Below are 15669 nucleotides of genomic sequence, written 5' to 3'. Positions count from 1 at the left end.
ACCACGGGTGCGCCGCATACGGCGACGACGTGGAGACGGAATGGCGGGGCATGGACGGAAGCGGGGCCGCGGAGCGTTGCGCACGCCACGGTCTGCGGGCGGACGGTCCGTCGGGCCACCCTGCCGGACAGGCAGGGAGCGGGACGGAACGGCACACAGGCCGACATGGCGCGAAGGAACGGACACTGAGGACGGAACCCCCGTACGGGGATCAATCACCCACGCCCGGCAACGAGCGGCTACAGCGCGCCGTCACGACCGCCATCGGCGGCCGTTGATCTGGCCCGGCTCCGCGCCGATGTGATACCTGACCCGCCGCCCGCGCACCCGGCGGGCCGGCGCCCGGCAGCCACGCGGCCGGCACCCGCGCCCCAGCGCCGCGTGCGGATCGCGCGCGGCACCGGCCGCGGCGAGCACGCCGGCCGGCCCCGGGACGGGTCCCGGGCCGGGGCGGTGGAGGCGGGCGGTGATCATGGGGAGCGGTCAGCTCCGTCCGTGCCGGATGGCGGGGTGCGAGCCGGCCGCGACCAGGTCGGCGACGGCGGCCTTCGGGTCCTTGCCGGTGACCAGCGACTCGCCCACCAGGACGGCGTCGGCGCCCTCGTTGGCGTAGGCGATCAGGTCGTGTGGCCCGCGCACGCCCGATTCGGCGATCTTGACGATGTGGTCCGGGATCTCCGGCGCGATCCGCGCGAAGTTGCCGCGGTCGACTTCGAGGGTCTTCAGGTTGCGGGCGTTCACCCCGATGATCCGCGCACCGGCGTCCACGGCCCGCTGGACCTCTTCCTCGTCGTGCACCTCGACCAGCGGCGTCAGCCCGATCGACTCGGCGCGCTCGATCAGCGAGACCAGGGCCTCCTGCTCCAGCGCGGCGACGATCAGCAGCGCCAGGTCGGCGCCGTACGCGCGGGCCTCCCACAGCTGGTAGGCGGTGACGATGAAGTCCTTGCGCAGGACGGGGATGTCGACCCGGGCCCGTACGGCCTCCAGGTCGGCGAGCGAGCCGCCGAACTTGCGCTGCTCCGTCAGGACGGAGATGACCGCCGCGCCGCCCGCCTCGTAGTCGGCGGCGAGGCCGGCCGGGTCGGCGATGGCGGCGAGCGCGCCCTTGGACGGGCTGGAGCGCTTGACCTCGCAGATCACCGTGACGCTGTCGCCCTTGAGGGCCGCGACTCCGTCCTTGGCCGGGCGCGCCTTGAGGGCCCGCTCCTTGAGCTCGTCGAGGCCGACACGCGCCTGCCGCTCGGCGAGGTCGGCGCGGACTCCCTCGATGATCTCGTCGAGCACACTCACGCGAGCGGCCTCCTTCTTGAGCGGTGGAGGGTGACAGTCGCCCTCCGGGTCAGTGTCACCCCGTCAGGCTCTCCGATGGTATCCGGCGAGGGGCAAAGGTCTCACATCCGGTTGACGGCAGTCCCACCAGGTGGACGCGGACACCTCGCGGAGAACGATGAATCCGCAGGTCAGATGGGCTTTCGGCGCCCCGCCGCACGGATCTCCGCGACCGTGATCCAGATGCCGTGACAGGCTTCCCGTACCGCGTCCGGAGACGGTACGGAAACGGAGGGAAACCCTCCTGCCCACCCCGCCCCACCGGGCGGCCCGGGGCCTTCACGGAGTCAACGCTTGCCCGAACGGAAGATTGCGTACGGCCGTGAAGACGAGCAGCAGCCCGGCCAGCGTCCACCAGTGCACCGCTGCGGGCCGTGGCCCCGCCATCGGGAGCCCGCGTGCCGCCCGTACGGTCCAGGCGGCCCAGAAGAGCGCGAAGGCCGCGTAACCGGCGACTGCCAGCACGTTTGCTCGGGCGGCCGTGGCGAGGTCGCCGTGCGCGACGGCGTGCGCGCTGCGCAGCCCGCCGCAGGCCGGGCAGTAGATGCCGGTGAGGGCGAGCAGGGGGCAGGCCGGGTAGTGACCGGGCTCGTTGGGGTCGACGAGCCCCACGAAGGCGAAGGAGGCGACGACGGCCGCCATGGCGCCGAGCGGCGCCGCGAGCCGCCGGACGGCCGGTGCCACGGGTTCACTCACGTGGCGATTGTGCGGCCGGGCGGGCGGGGGCGCAGCGCGGCGGCCGCCGTACGGGCGACCGCACCGCGCCCGTTCCGGCTCCGGTGCGGCGGCGGCCGTCCTACGGGGCGAATCGAACGTGATCGTCCCCCCGGCGGGGGAATACCCGGGGGTGGCAGGCGGGAACCGCGCTGGGCGGCCCCGAATCGACCCGTCGCGCGCCCCGCGACGCCTCGCCTGACCGCCGACCGCATCGAACACGCAACCCCGCCGGACGCGCGAACGGCGCGGTCCCGGGCCACCGTACGGGTGGTGCCACCGGGGCACTCCTCCGTACGGGCCGCGAGGCCGCGCCGTCACAGGATCCGCTGCCGCCGGGCCGGGCCCGGCGGGGACTCAGCCCTCCTGGGGCCGGACCTTGGCCGGACCGTGGCCGGTCGAGGCCTTCTTGCCGCCCTGGCCCATGCCGGCCAGCCGCATCACGCCGCCCACCACGGCACCGAGGCCGATCAGGACCATGCCCGCCCAGAAACCGGGCACGTTCGCCAGCACGATGAAGACGCCGGCGACGCAGAAGCCGATGAACGAGATGATGACGCCGGTCCAGGCGGCGGGAGTGTGTCCGTGGCCACTGCTCGACATGAGTGCTCCTCGTAGCTTTTTCGCGCCTGAGTCGGGGCGCGGTGATCCCTCGCGGTCCATTGTCCCCGATGGCCGGGGTGCGGCCACTACCGGGTCGGGTCCTCGCCCCGGTCCAGGGACTTCCACATCTCTTCCGGGCGGTCCGGGTCCGCGGCGGCGGAGCGGCGCGGGCTGCGGGGAGCCGCGCCGGCGCGCTCGTAGCGCGCGGACATCGCGGGCCAGTGGCGCCCGTACAGCAGCGCCAGCACCCCCGCGATCAGCAGCAGGACGCCGCCGACGACCGCCACCCAGGGCCAGAAGGTGTGCGAGACGTCCTGCACGCCGGCGTCGGACAGTCCGGTGGCGGTGGCCGCCTTCTCGCGGAGCGCCGCGGTGTCGGAGATGCCGAGGTACGCGCCGGCCACGGTGCCCAGGCCGCTGAGGGTGAGCAGCACGGCGACCGCCGTCCGGCCCGCGCCGCGGACGGCGAAGAGGGCGACCAGGGCGGCCAGCCCGACGATGGCGAGCGCGCCGGGCACGCCCGTGACGTCCTGCCCCGACGCGGTCTGCGGCAGTTGCCCCTGGGCGACGACGGCGGTGGCCTTCGCCCAGGTGCGGCCGGAGGCCAGCAGCACGACGGCGGCGCCGGCCGCGCCGGCGATCAGCGCGAGGGCCAGGCTCTTGCCGCTGCGTGCGGGCTTGGGCGGCGAGGACGACGAGGCCGACGAAGCCGCTGTCGCGCCGGTACGGGAAGGGTCTACGGCAGTCACACCCACCACTGTACGGAGGCGGCGCGCCCGCTTCCCGCGCGCGGTCCCCCCGCCCCGCGAAGGCCCTGCTCAGAACCCGGTCCGCCAGCCGCCGCGCTCAGGCTCCCGGTCCGTCGGCCGCGATCAAGGCCCCGGTCCGTCGGCCGCGCCCGAGCCCCCCGGTCCGTCGGCCGCGCTCAGGCCCCCAGCCCGTTGGCCGTGTGCACCGCCCGCAGTACGGCGGCCGCCTTGTTGCGGCACTCCGTGTCCTCCGCCACCGGGTCGGAGTCCGCGACGACGCCCGCGCCCGCCTGGACGTACGCGGTGCCGTCCCGCAGCAGCGCGGTGCGGATCGCGATGGCGGTGTCGGAGTCGCCGGCGAAGTCGAGGTAGCCGACGCAGCCGCCGTACAGGCCGCGCCGGGTCGGCTCCAGCTCCTCGATGATCTGCATCGCGCGCGGCTTGGGGGCGCCGGACAGGGTGCCCGCGGGGAAGCAGGCGGTGAGCACGTCGAAGGCGGTACGGCCGGGCGCCAGCCGCCCGGTCACGGTGGAGACGATGTGCATGACATGGCTGTAGCGCTCGACGGACATGAAGTCGACGACCTCGACGCTGCCGGGCTCGCAGACCCGGCCCAGGTCGTTGCGGCCGAGGTCGACGAGCATCAGGTGCTCGGCGCGTTCCTTCGGGTCGGCCATCAGCTCGTCGGCGAGGGCCTGGTCCTCCGGGACGGTCGCGCCGCGCGGCCGGGTGCCCGCGATGGGGTGCAGCGTGGCCTGTCCGTTCTCGACCTTGACCAGCGCCTCGGGGCTGGAGCCGACGATGTCGATGCCGTCCTCGAAGCGGAGCAGGTACATGTACGGGCTGGGGTTGGTGGCCCGCAGCACCCGGTAGACGTCCAACGCGGAGGCGGTGCAGGCGGTTTCGAAGCGCTGCGAGGGCACCACCTGGAAGGCGTCGCCCGCGCGGATGCGCTCCTTCACGTCCTCGACCGCCTCCTGGTAGGCGGGGCCGCCCCACTGCGCGGTGTACGGGGGCAGTTCGGAGGGCGGCAGGGCCGCGGCGCTCGCGGGGGCCGGGCGGGCCAGGTCGTAGGCCATCGCGTCCAGCCGGGCCACGGCGTCCGCGTACGCCTCGTCCACGCCGGTGTCCAGGTCGTTGTGGTTGATGGCGTTGGCGATCAGCAGGACCGTGCCGTTCCAGTGGTCCAGTACGGCCAGGTCGGAGGTGAGCAGCATGGTCAGCTCGGGCAGTCCGAGGTCGTCCGTGGTGCTGTCGCCGATCTTCTCCAGCCGGCGCACGATGTCGTAGCCGAGGTAGCCGACCATGCCGCCGGTGAAGGGCGGCAGGCCCTCGCCCTCGATCAGGTCGCGCGGGGTGTGCAGCGCCTCGACGGTGGCGCGCAGGGCGGCGAGCGGGTCGCCTCCGTCGGGCATGCCGACCGGCGGGGTGCCCAGCCAGTGCGCCTGACCGTCGCGCACGGTCAGGGTGGCGGCGCTGCGGACGCCGATGAAGGAATACCGGGACCAGGTACGGCCGTTCTCGGCCGATTCGAGCAGGAAGGTGCCCGGCCGTTCGGCGGCCAGCTTGCGGTAGAGGCCCACCGGGGTGTCGCCGTCGGCGAGCAGGCGCCGGGTGACGGGGATGACCCGCCGGTCCTTGGCGAGCGTGCGGAAGTTCTCCAGGTCCGGCGTGGCGGTGCCGGTGGTTCCCGAGGTCATGGCGCGGAGCCTACTGCCCTTCGGTGAGCACATCCTCATCGAAGCAGGTACGGGCTCCGGTGTGACAGGCCGCGCCGACCTGGTCGACCTTCACCAGGACCGTGTCCGCGTCGCAGTCCAGGGCGACGGACTTCACGTGCTGGACGTGTCCGGAGGTGTCGCCCTTGACCCAGTACTCCTGGCGGCTGCGGCTCCAGTACGTGCAGCGGCCGGTGGTCAGCGTGCGGTGCAGCGCCTCGTCGTCCATCCAGCCGAGCATCAGCACCTCGCCGGTGTCGTACTGCTGGGCGATGGCGGGGACCAGACCGTCGGCGTCGCGCTTGAGGCGGGCGGCGACGGCCGGGTCGAGCTGGGAATTCGGGACGCGGCTGCTCATGCGTCCATTGTGCCGTGTCCCGCGTGCCCGACGGCGCGCGCGGTGCGGGTGGCGTACGGCATCCTGCCTCCATGAACCGCCAGCCGCCGCCTCCGGACGCCGACCGTACGGCGAAGGTCGCGTCGGCGGTACTGCTCGCGATCTTCATCGCCGGGCTGCTGGTCACGGTCGTCCTGCTGCTGCGGGGCTGACGCCGTACAGCCCAGGTGCCCGGCGAGCCGATATCCGACCTCACGTCCGGCCACGATCCGGACACAGCCGACGCGGCAGCCGGAGCGCGGCGCCGTGGCACCTGCCGCACCCCGGTCGTAGGCTGGTCCCATGTCGACCCATGCGAAGCGCGAACGGCTGCTGCTTGCCGACCTGTTGGAGAGCGCCGGATCCGAGGCGCCGACGCTGTGCGAGGGCTGGACCGCGCGGGACCTCGCCGCACACGTCGTGGTGCGCGAGCGGCGTGCGGACGCCGCCGGCGGTCTGCTGCTCAAACCGCTGGCGAGCCGCCTGGAGCGGGTGCAGCGGGAGTTCGCCGCGAAGCCGTTCGACGAGCTGTTGCAGCTGATCAGGACCGGTCCGCCCAAGCTGTCGCCGTTCTCGCTCAAGCAGATCGACGAGGCGTCCAACACGGTCGAGTTCTTCGTCCACTCCGAGGACGTACGGCGGGCGCAGACCGACTGGACGCCGCGTGAGCTGGACCCGGTCTTCTCGGACGCCCTGTGGTCCCGCCTGGAGAAGATGGCGCGGCTGCTGGGGCGCAAGTCGCCGGTGGGGCTGGTGCTGCGGCGGCCGGACGGCCGGACCGCGGTGGCCCACCGGGGCACGCCGGTCGTCACGGCCACCGGGGAGCCGGGCGAACTGCTGCTGTTCACGTTCGGCCGGCAGACGGTGGCCGATGTGCGGTTGGACGGGGACAAGGACGCCGTGGCCAAGGTGCTGGAGGCCGGGCTCGGCCTGTAGGCAGGCGGGCCCGGGGGCCGCTCCGAAGGCCCCGGGCCCGCGTTTCACCGTTCCCTGTCGACCTCGTAGAGCCCGCCCGGCTCCTGGAGTTCCAGCGCGCGCAGCCGCCGGTAGTCCGTCTCGATCTGCCGCTCGTCCTCGTGCAGGAGGTAGCAGACGCCGGGTGACGTCGCCGAGTCCACCGTGGGGCTGAGGAAGTCACCGGCCCGGACGCCGAGGTGGTGGTCGGCGTACGACGGCAGCTCGCGCAGCCGCTCGAAGCCGTCCAGGGACGTCAGCCGCCCCGCGAACGGGGAGATCAGCGAGACGTAGCGCAGTCCGGTGCGCGGCTCGGCCGGGACGGCGGCGCGGGTGGCGAAGGCCGCCGGGTCGCTGCCGGCCAGGGCGGTCAGTTCCACGTGGTTGGTGCCGAAGCAGCGGCTGACCACGTGCGGCAGGATGCTGCCGGCCAGCCGGGCGCCGGTCTCGATCAGGACGGGCCCCTCGTCGGTCAGCATGACCTCCGAGTGGGCGGGCCCCCACCGCACGCCGAGCGCGTCCAGGACGCCCAGCAGGTACGGGACGAGGGCGGCGGCAGCGGGGTCGTGCGCGGTCAGCGGCTCCTCGTAGTCGTAGATCGCCGCCCCGCTGCGGCCGCGCCGCTTGTGGTAGCGCCAGATCTCGGCGATGTGGTGGCGGCCGTCGACACTGACGCTGTTGGCGAAGTACTCGGTGCCGGTCAGGCGTTCCTGGAGGACGACGGTCTCGTTGCGGTTGCCCTGGATGTTGGACGAGCTGAGGATGTGGCCGAACGAGGTGCACAGTTCGACCGGGTCGGCGCAGAAGAAGACGTTGTCGGTGCCCGCGCTGTCGGCGGGCTTGACGACCAGCGGCCAGCGGCCGTGGGCCCGCGCCCAGCCGAGGGCGGTGTCGAAGCGCGAGGTGCGCAGGGTGTCGGGGGCGCGCAGCCCGTGGGCCCGGACGGCCATCGCCATGTCGTACTTGTCGCGCCGTACCCGCCGCTCGTCCGGGGCGTTGCCTGGCAGGCCGAGGCGGCGGGCGAGGGTGTCGGCGAGGTCGACGCCGCTCTCGTTGCCGGGCAGGACGAAGGCGGGGGCGGCCGGGCGCACCGCGTCCAGCAACGCCTCCAGGTCGCCGTCGTGCACCAGGCATTCGGTGAAGGCGCCCTGCGGGAAGGTCCGTGTGAGGTAGGAGGGAAGGTCCGGGGTGCTCTGCACATGGACGCACTTGACGCCGCGTTCGGCGAGGGCGGCGGGCAGGAAACGGCCGGTGGAGTAGGCGTCAACGATCAGACACTGCATGGGTCCTGCTTTCCTGCGCCACCGCGGCCGGGGGCGCGCCCCGGCGGGCCAGCAGCCCGATCGCGATGAAGACGGTGATCACGGCGATGCCGAGGGTCGACGGCACCGAGAACGTCAGCCGGGAGTCGGCCAGCTGGAGGAGGAGGGTCATGGCGGGCGCGAGCGCGCAGATCATGGAGGCGGTCATCGGGGTCACCTTGCGCACCCCGATCTGCACCAGATAGGCGGGGATCGAGACGCCGATGACGGCCACCACCGCGCCGGGCACCAGCGCCCGGCCCAGCTGTTCGGCCCCGGAGAAGGACGCCAGCGTCCAGCCGACCGCCGCCACCAGGCCGAACCGCAGCCCCATGACGGTGGGCACGTCCACCCCGGCCGCGCCCAGGCGGGCGGAGAAGACGACGTTGGCGGCCCCGCCGGCGCCGGAGACGACCGCGGCGCACAGCCCCAGCGTCATGGCCAGGGCGGCCCGGTCGCCCACGCCGCTGCGGCCGTCCAGCGACGCCCAGACCAGCCCGGCCAGGGTGAGCAGGATGCCGGCCGCGGAGAGGATCTCGCCGGGCAGGACACGGTCCCGTTTCCACCACAGGGCCTGGAGCAGGACGGTGAAGGCGGGGCCGATGGCGATGGACACGACGTTGGTGACGGCCGGTTCCATGAGCTTGAGGGCGTAGAGGAGCGTCAGCCAGGTCACGGCGGTGGTGATGTTGAGGACGAGGAGGTCGGCGGCGTGCGCCCGGACGACGGCCAGCAGCCGGGCCGGGCGCAGCCGCACGACGGTGAGCAGGCAGAAGAACGCCCCGGTCAGGGTGAAGGCGACCGCGGCCACGCTCCCCGGATCCACGTGTTGCAGGCGTTCGGCGGCGAAGACGTCCACCAGGGCGGAGAACAGACTGAAGACGAACAGCGCGGTCACGGCGCCTCCTCAGCGCCGCGGACGCGGCCCGAAGACCGCCTCGCCGACCCGCACCGTGGTCGCGCCTTCGGCCACCGCGGTCTCGAAGTCGGCGCTCATCCCCATGCTGAGCTGCCGCAGGCCCGACGCGGCGGCCAGGGCGCGCAGCGTTCTGAAGTGCGGGCGGGGGTCGCTCCCGTAGGGCGGGATGCACATCAGGCCGACGACGGGCAGGCCGTGGGTGTCCACGCACTCCTTGACGAACGCGTCCGTCCCGGCGACGGGCACGCCGCTCTTGTGCGGTTCGTCGCCGGTGTTGACCTGGACGAAGCAGTCCGGGCGGCGCCCGGCGCGGTCCATGGCGGCGGCCAGCGCCGCGGCCAGGCGTGGCCGGTCCACGCTGTGCAGCACGTCGAAGGCCCGGACGGCCGCCCCGGCCTTGTTGGTCTGCAACGGGCCGATGAGGTGGAGCCGGGTGCCGGGAAAGCGTTCCCGCAGTGGCGGCCACTTGCCCAGCACCTCCTGCACCCGGCTCTCGCCGAAGTGCCGGTGTCCGGCCTCCAGGGCGGCGGTGATCGCGGGCGGGCCGTGGAACTTGCTGACGGCGACGAACCGTACGTCCCGGGGCGGCACCCCGGCCCGCGTACAGGCCAGGTCCAGCCGGCCGGTGACGGCGGCCAGGCGCGCCGCGAGGTCCGGCTCCGCCGTGGACAGCTGCTCGGCGCTCATGAGTCCGTCCCCGCCCCGTACTGCTCGTACCGGCCGTCCCAGATGCTGAGGTACTTCCAGGCGGAGTCGAACAGCACGGTGACCACGATCTCTTCGGGCGGCAGGGTCCTGGCCAGCCGCTGGGCGGCGAAGATGTTGCCGCCGGCGGTGGGCCCGACGGGCAGCCCCTCCTCGGAGATGAGGCGCTTCATGGTGTTCCAGCCGTCGTCGCCGGTGATCAGCTCGACCTCGTCGACGAGTTCTTCGCGCAGGTTGGCGGGTACCTTGCCCGGGCCCAGGCCCATCAGGTTGTGGCTGTGGTGCTCGAAGGGCAGGCCGTGGCGCTTGGCGTACAGGGCGGCCGAGCGGTCCACCTCGACGGCCCACGTCCGCAGGGCGGGGTGGGCGCTCTTGAGGACGTCGGCGATGCCGGTGAAGGTGCCGCCGGTGCCGATGGAGCAGATGAAGTGGCCGGGGGTCTCGCCCGCCGCGTGCAGGTCGGCGACGAGTTCGCGGCCGCAGGAGCGCCAGGCGCGCCAGTTGAGCTGGTTGGTGGACTGGTCGAGGAAGTGGCTGCCGGGGTGTTCGGCCACGTACCGCCGGGCGGTCTCCTCGCCCTCCAGCAGGAAGCCGTCGGCGGAGGTTTCCACGACCGTGCCGCCCCAGGAGGCGATCTGTTTCCGGCGTTCTTCGGTCATGCCTTCCGGCATGATGACGACGATGCGGTATCCGCGTTGGGCGCCGACGCGGGACAGCGCGGCGCCACCATTTCCGGTCGAACATTCGACCAAGGTCATTCCGGGGCTGATCGTCTTGGCCCGCTCCAGTTCATCGATCATGTAGGAGAAGACGCGGTCCTTGTGACTTCCGGTGGGATTACGGAATTCGCATTTGGCGAATATGCGTGCGGCTCCGGGTTCGGCGATGTGGCGCAGTTCGTACAGCGGCGTGCGGCCGGTATCGGCGCCGGGGCTGGTCGTGCTCACACGAAACTCCTCGGGCGGGTGTGAACGGTGGTGTTCCGGCATGCGGACGAAAGGGCGGGGACGCGACGCGCGCGAGGGCGTGCGGCGGCGTGCCCCGCACGGCGTTCAGCCCAGGACGGCCACGCGGCCGGACTCCGGGTCGACCGCGATACGGATGACCGAGCGGACCTCGATGCCGAAGCGCTCGGCGACCCGCTGCCGGCCGCCGTTCTCCGGCTTCTCCACCGCCACCAGGACTTCCTCCACCCGGGCACCGGCCGCCCGGACGGCCTCGATCAGGGCGATCAGGGTGCCGCCGGTGCTGATGGTGTCGTCGACGATCGTCACCCGGTCGCCCGGCTCGACGCCGTTGACGAAGAGCGTGCCCGCGAAGTACTCGCTGTCCAGCGGCACCGAGATGCCGTGCCCGCTCAGGTCGTAGGTGTACCAGCGGGCGACGGCGAGCGGCAGCCCGACGGCCAGCGACACCGCGCTGCCGAGAATCGCGCCCTTGTCCTCCTCGACCAGGATCTTCCCGGTCTCGAAACTGCCCAGTTCGATCAGTCGGCTGGTCGCCTCCGCGAGTACTTCCGGACGGAGTGCGGGTGATTGGTCGGTGAATTCATTGACCGTGGTCAGATGCCGGCCCGATTTGACGGTCGGCGCGCCCGCGTAAACCTCTTCCAGCAACATCGGCTTTCCTGTGCCTTTCCCCCGTGGCGCCCATCGCTGTGCCGTTGTTCGGCAAGTGCAGCTTTTTTACCGCCGCAAACGTAGAAAAGGCAATGGTCGCCCTGGATTGTGCCTGGAAACAGCCTGTTCTCGTTGGGACCACTGTGCCTCGCGCCGGTTCACGCCCCCTGCCACCTGGTCGGCACCCCGGGTGGGGGCGCGCGTTTTCCCGGCCGGGTGGCCGAAAAGCACCCTTTACCCGGAGCCCGGCGGGGTCGTCGGCGTGCAGGCCGCGTCATCCGCCCGGCCGCTCCAGCCCCAGTTGCGTCAGCAGGATGCGCCGGAGTTCCCGGGCGGCCCGGGGTGGCGAGACGTCCCCCCGGTGCGCCACCGAGATCACCCGGTGCATGCCCGGCGTCGCGAAGCGGTCGACGCGCAGCCCCGAGCGTGCGGCGACCATGCTGGGCACGACCGCGACGCCCAGCCCGGCCCGTACGAAGCCCAGTACCGCGTCCATCTCGCCGCCCTCCACGGTGAAGACCGGCTCGAACCCGGCCGCCCGGCACGCCGCCGTGGTGAACTCCCGCAGGTCGTAGCCGCGACGGAACATCGCCAGCGGCCGGTCCCGCAGATCCTCGACGCGCATCCGCCGGCCGCCGCCCACCGGGGCCGGGCGGTCCGGCGCGGAGACCACGACCAGTTCCTCGCGCAGCAGCTCGGCGGTGGCCAGGGCCGGGGCCTGCTCGGGCAGCGGCGTGATGATGAGGGCCAGGTCCAGTTCACCGGCCGCCAGGACCCGCACGAGATCCTGCGAACCGTCCTCGTGGACGACCAGTTCCACGCCCGGGTAGGCGGCGTGGAAGACGCTCAGCACGTCCGGGACCAGGCTCGCGCACAGGCTGGGCGGCGCGCCGAGCCGCAGCCGGCCGCGCCTGAGCTGCGCGACCTCCTGCACCTCGCGCCGGGCGGTCTCGGTGTCGGCGAGGATGCGCCGGGCCAGCGGGAGCAGGGTCCGGCCCGCGTCGGTGAGGGTGATGTGGCCGCGCGCCCGGTGGAACAGGTCCGCGCCCAGCTCCCGCTCCAGGGCCTTGATCTGCTGCGAGAGGGAGGGCTGCGCGACATGCTCGCGCTCGGCGGCGCGGGTGAAGTGGCGGGTGTCCGCGACCGCCACGAAATAGCGGAGCTGCTGGGGCTGCATATGGCCGATGATAGGCGCCGATAGGCATTGCCTATGGAGATGAGCCGGACCATGTCTTGGACTGATGGGCCGGCCGGTCCTTACCGTCGGGACCCATGGCACTGGACACCCGGACGGAACGACGGCCGTCCTTCGCGGGCCTGCTGTGGCGCTCGACCGTCGGCAAGAAGACCGCGATGGCGGTCAGCGGCGTGGTGATGCTGCTGTACCTGGTCGCGCACATGATGGGCAACCTCAAGATTTTCTTCGGCTCCGACGAGTTCAACGGGTACGCGCACTGGCTGCGGACCGTCGGCGAGCCCTTCCTGCACCACGAGTGGTTCCTGTGGATCGCCCGGGTGGTGCTGCTGGCCGCCGTCGTCACGCACGGCGTGGCCGCCTTCCAGCTCAGCCGCCGCGACATCAGGGCGCGGCCGAGCAAGTACGTGCACAAGAAGCCGCGACAGAGCTACGCCACCCGCACCATGCGCTGGGGCGGCGTCATTCTCGCCCTGTTCATCGTCTGGCACATCCTGGACCTGACGACGCTGACGGTGAACCCGCGGGCCGAGGCCGGGCACCCGTACCAGAACCTGATCGCCTCCTTCGACCGCTGGCCCGTCACCACGCTCTACATCGTGGCGATGCTCGCCCTCGGCCTGCACGTACGGCACGGGTTCTGGAGCGCCGCACAGACGCTGGGCGTCGGCAGCGCCGCCCGCGACCGGGTGCTCAAGACCGTCGCCAACCTCCTCGCCCTGGTGCTGACGGCGGGCTTCGTCGCCGTACCGGTGGCCGTCGTGACCGGAGCAGTGAGCTGACATGACCTCCTACACCGAGTACGCGACCGGGGAACCGGTCGCCGACCGCAAGGCGCCCGAGGGCCCGGTCGCCGACCGCTGGGACACCCGCCGCTTCCAGGCGAAGCTGGTCAACCCGGCCAACCGCCGCAAGCACACCGTCATCGTGGTCGGCACCGGCCTCGCGGGCGGCTCCGCGGGCGCCACGCTCGCCGAGCAGGGCTACCACGTCGTGCAGTTCTGCTACCAGGACTCGCCGCGCCGCGCCCACTCCATCGCCGCGCAGGGCGGCATCAACGCGGCGAAGAACTACCGCAACGACGGCGACTCCGTGCACCGCCTGTTCTACGACACCGTCAAGGGCGGCGACTTCCGCGCCCGCGAGTCCAACGTGCACCGCCTGGCGCAGATCTCCGTCGAGATCATCGACCAGTGCGTCGCCCAGGGTGTGCCCTTCGCCCGGGAGTACGGCGGCCTGCTCGACACCCGCTCCTTCGGCGGCGTCCAGGTCTCCCGTACGTTCTACGCCCGCGGCCAGACGGGACAGCAGCTGCTGCTCGGCGCCTACCAGGCGCTCTCCCGGCAGATCGCCGCCGGAAACGTCGAGATGCACCCGCGCACGGAGATGCTCGACCTGATCGTCGTGGCCGGCCGGGCCCGCGGCATCGTGGCCCGCGACCTGGTCACCGGCCGGATCGACACGTACTTCGCGGACGCCGTGGTCCTCGCCTCGGGCGGCTACGGCAACGTCTTCTACCTGTCGACCAACGCCATGAACTCCAACGCCACCGCGATCTGGCGCGCCCACCGGCGCGGCGCGTACTTCGCCAACCCCTGCTTCACCCAGATCCACCCCACCTGCATCCCGCGCACCGGCGACCACCAGTCCAAGCTGACGCTGATGAGCGAGTCGCTGCGCAACGACGGCCGTATCTGGGTCCCGAAGGAGAAGGGCGACGACCGCCCGCCCCACAAGATCCCCGAGGCGGAGCGCGACTACTACCTGGAGCGGATCTACCCCTCCTTCGGCAACCTCGTCCCCCGCGACATCGCCTCCCGCGCCGCCAAGAACGTCTGCGACGAGGGACGCGGCGTCGGCCCCGGCGGCCAGGGCGTCTACCTGGACTTCGCCGACGCCATCGCCCGGATGGGCCGCAAGGCCGTCGAGGACAAGTACGGCAACCTCTTCGACATGTACGAGCGGATCACCGCGGAGAACCCGTACGAGGTCCCGATGCGGATCTACCCCGCCGTGCACTACACGATGGGCGGACTGTGGGTCGACTACGACCTCCAGACCACCGTGCCCGGCCTGTTCGCCGTCGGGGAGGCCAACTTCTCCGACCACGGCGCCAACCGGCTCGGCGCGTCCGCCCTCATGCAGGGCCTCGCCGACGGCTACTTCGTGCTGCCGTCCACGATCAACGACTACCTGGCCCGCAACCCGCACCACGACGAGATCACCGCCGACCACCCCGCCGTCCAGGAAGCCCTCGCCGAGACGGAGGACCAGCTCAACCTCCTGCTGTCCGTCGACGGCGACCGCACCCCCGACTCCTTCCACCGCGAACTGGGCGAGCTGATGTGGGAGCTGTGCGGCATGGCCCGTACGGAATCCGGCCTGCGCAAGGCGCTCGACCGCATCCCGCAGATCCGCGAGGAGTTCTGGCGCCGTATCAAGGTGCCCGGCACCGGCGAAGAGTTCAACCAGTCGCTGGAGAAGGCCAACCGCATCGTCGACTACCTGGAGCTGGCCGAGCTGATGTGCCTCGACGCGCTGCACCGCGCCGAGTCCTGCGGCGGCCACTTCCGCGAGGAGTCGCAGACCCCCGACGGCGAGGCCGAGCGCCGCGACGAGGAGTTCTCCTACGCCGCCGCCTGGGAGTTCACCGGCACCGGCGCCGCACCCGTCCTGCACAAGGAAGACCTGGTCTTCGAGTACGTCCACCCCACCCAGCGGAGCTACGCATGAAGCTCACCCTGCGCGTCTGGCGGCAGCGCGACGCCGACGCCGACGGCGGCATGTCCACCTACGACGTGGACGGCATCTCCCCCGACATGTCCTTCCTGGAGATGCTCGACACCCTCAACGAGGAACTCATCCTCAAGGGCGACGACCCGGTCGCCTTCGACCACGACTGCCGCGAGGGCATCTGCGGCGCGTGCAGCCTGGTCATCAACGGCGAGGCGCACGGACCGGAGCGCACCACCAGCTGCCAGCTGCACATGCGGTCCTTCCGGGACGGCGACACCATCGACGTCGAGCCGTGGCGCGCGGCGGCCTTCCCCGTCGTACGGGACCTGGTGGTCGACCGCTCCGCCTTCGACCGGATCATCCAGTCCGGCGGCTACGTCACCGCGCCGACCGGCGCCGCCCCCGAGGCCCACGCCACGCCCGTACCGAAGCCGGACGCCGACTTCGCCTTCGAACACGCGGAGTGCATCGGCTGCGGCGCGTGCGTGGCGGCCTGCCCGAACGGCTCGGCGATGCTGTTCACCTCGGCGAAGGTGAACCATCTGAACGTGCTGCCGCAGGGCGCACCGGAACGCGAGACACGGGTCCTGGACATGGTGGCCACCATGGACGACGAGGGCTTCGGCGGCTGCACCCTCGCCGGGGAGTGCGCCACCGCCTGCCCGAAGGGCATCCCGCTGTTCAGCATCACGAAGATGAACCGGGAGTACGTACGGGCGGCCCGCAAGGGCAGGCGATGACGCGTACG

The 15669-nt window shown here is 72.3% G+C and carries 17 protein-coding genes; 4 read left to right on the top strand and 13 right to left on the bottom strand.

Annotated elements, in window-relative coordinates; genetic code table 11:
• Positions 1-252: 252 nt before the first annotated feature.
• The 7 genes from trpM to hisI form a co-directional block, all read right to left on the bottom strand.
• Positions 253-474 (bottom strand): tryptophan biosynthesis modulator TrpM, encoded by a 222-nt coding sequence (gene trpM / locus JXZ78_RS40880; RefSeq protein WP_033038190.1) that lies wholly within the window; start codon positions 472-474, stop codon positions 253-255.
• A 9-nt stretch (positions 475-483) separates the two neighbouring features.
• The gene (gene trpC / locus JXZ78_RS32605; protein ID WP_030020938.1) at positions 484-1293 is read right to left on the bottom strand and encodes an indole-3-glycerol phosphate synthase TrpC; all 810 of its coding nucleotides are present in this window, start codon (positions 1291-1293) and stop codon (positions 484-486) included.
• Positions 1294-1611: 318 nt separating this feature from the next.
• The gene (locus tag JXZ78_RS32600) at positions 1612-1974 is read right to left on the bottom strand and encodes a DUF2752 domain-containing protein (RefSeq protein WP_078624347.1); all 363 of its coding nucleotides are present in this window, start codon (positions 1972-1974) and stop codon (positions 1612-1614) included.
• Between the two features lie 429 nt (positions 1975-2403).
• Positions 2404-2649 (bottom strand): HGxxPAAW family protein, encoded by a 246-nt coding sequence (locus JXZ78_RS32595; protein ID WP_030020936.1) that lies wholly within the window; start codon positions 2647-2649, stop codon positions 2404-2406.
• A gap of 86 nt (positions 2650-2735) precedes the next feature.
• Complete coding sequence (locus JXZ78_RS32590) at positions 2736-3398, bottom strand: TIGR02234 family membrane protein (RefSeq protein ID WP_030020935.1); 663 nt, start codon at positions 3396-3398, stop codon at positions 2736-2738.
• Between the two features lie 176 nt (positions 3399-3574).
• Positions 3575-5098 carry an anthranilate synthase component I gene (locus JXZ78_RS32585; RefSeq protein WP_030020934.1) on the bottom strand — a complete coding sequence of 508 codons (1524 nt, stop codon included), beginning with the start codon at positions 5096-5098 and terminating at the stop codon, positions 3575-3577.
• A 10-nt stretch (positions 5099-5108) separates the two neighbouring features.
• A complete protein-coding gene (hisI, locus tag JXZ78_RS32580) occupies positions 5109-5474 on the bottom strand; it encodes a phosphoribosyl-AMP cyclohydrolase (protein WP_030020933.1) in 366 nt (121 codons plus the stop codon).
• Between the two features lie 321 nt (positions 5475-5795).
• On the opposite strand from hisI, the gene JXZ78_RS32575 reads away from it, so the two are divergent.
• Positions 5796-6428, top strand: a complete 633-nt coding sequence (locus JXZ78_RS32575; RefSeq protein WP_030020932.1) for a TIGR03085 family metal-binding protein — start codon at positions 5796-5798, stop codon at positions 6426-6428.
• A gap of 44 nt (positions 6429-6472) precedes the next feature.
• Here the strand turns inward: JXZ78_RS32575 and JXZ78_RS32570 are convergent, their stop codons facing one another.
• The 6 genes from JXZ78_RS32570 to JXZ78_RS32545 all read right to left on the bottom strand — a co-directional run bounded on the left by JXZ78_RS32570 (position 6473) and on the right by JXZ78_RS32545 (position 12167).
• Positions 6473-7729 (bottom strand): ATP-grasp domain-containing protein, encoded by a 1257-nt coding sequence (locus JXZ78_RS32570; protein WP_030020931.1) that lies wholly within the window; start codon positions 7727-7729, stop codon positions 6473-6475.
• The gene (locus JXZ78_RS32565; RefSeq protein ID WP_050502591.1) at positions 7710-8645 is read right to left on the bottom strand and encodes an EamA family transporter; all 936 of its coding nucleotides are present in this window, start codon (positions 8643-8645) and stop codon (positions 7710-7712) included. The genes JXZ78_RS32570 and JXZ78_RS32565 overlap by 20 nt, the downstream gene beginning before the upstream one ends.
• Positions 8646-8654: 9 nt before the next feature.
• A complete protein-coding gene (locus JXZ78_RS32560; protein ID WP_030020930.1) occupies positions 8655-9353 on the bottom strand; it encodes a YggS family pyridoxal phosphate-dependent enzyme in 699 nt (232 codons plus the stop codon).
• The gene (locus tag JXZ78_RS32555) at positions 9350-10318 is read right to left on the bottom strand and encodes a PLP-dependent cysteine synthase family protein (protein WP_030020929.1); all 969 of its coding nucleotides are present in this window, start codon (positions 10316-10318) and stop codon (positions 9350-9352) included. Before JXZ78_RS32555 ends, JXZ78_RS32560 begins: the two co-directional genes overlap by 4 nt.
• 105 nt (positions 10319-10423) lie before the next feature.
• The gene (locus JXZ78_RS32550; RefSeq protein ID WP_030020928.1) at positions 10424-10990 is read right to left on the bottom strand and encodes a phosphoribosyltransferase family protein; all 567 of its coding nucleotides are present in this window, start codon (positions 10988-10990) and stop codon (positions 10424-10426) included.
• 274 nt (positions 10991-11264) lie between these two features.
• Complete coding sequence (locus JXZ78_RS32545) at positions 11265-12167, bottom strand: LysR family transcriptional regulator (RefSeq protein ID WP_030020927.1); 903 nt, start codon at positions 12165-12167, stop codon at positions 11265-11267.
• Positions 12168-12262: 95 nt separating this feature from the next.
• Here JXZ78_RS32545 and JXZ78_RS32540 point away from each other — a divergent pair, with 95 nt between their 5' ends.
• From JXZ78_RS32540 to JXZ78_RS32530, 3 genes are read left to right on the top strand one after another with little or no spacing between them, the layout of a single operon-like run.
• On the top strand, positions 12263-12967 hold the full coding sequence (locus JXZ78_RS32540; protein WP_030020926.1) for a succinate dehydrogenase cytochrome b subunit: 705 nt from the start codon (positions 12263-12265) through the stop codon (positions 12965-12967).
• Position 12968: 1 nt separating this feature from the next.
• Positions 12969-14918 (top strand): fumarate reductase/succinate dehydrogenase flavoprotein subunit, encoded by a 1950-nt coding sequence (locus JXZ78_RS32535; RefSeq protein ID WP_030020925.1) that lies wholly within the window; start codon positions 12969-12971, stop codon positions 14916-14918.
• Complete coding sequence (locus JXZ78_RS32530; protein WP_030020924.1) at positions 14915-15661, top strand: succinate dehydrogenase/fumarate reductase iron-sulfur subunit; 747 nt, start codon at positions 14915-14917, stop codon at positions 15659-15661. Before JXZ78_RS32535 ends, JXZ78_RS32530 begins: the two co-directional genes overlap by 4 nt.
• The last annotated feature ends 8 nt before the right edge of the window (positions 15662-15669 follow it).

Origin of the sequence: Streptomyces monomycini (assembly GCF_022271435.1) — a bacterium.
Classification (GTDB): domain Bacteria; phylum Actinomycetota; class Actinomycetes; order Streptomycetales; family Streptomycetaceae; genus Streptomyces; species Streptomyces monomycini.
Note: the sequence above shows the minus strand (reverse complement) of the source record. Positions and strands in the feature narration are given on the sequence as shown.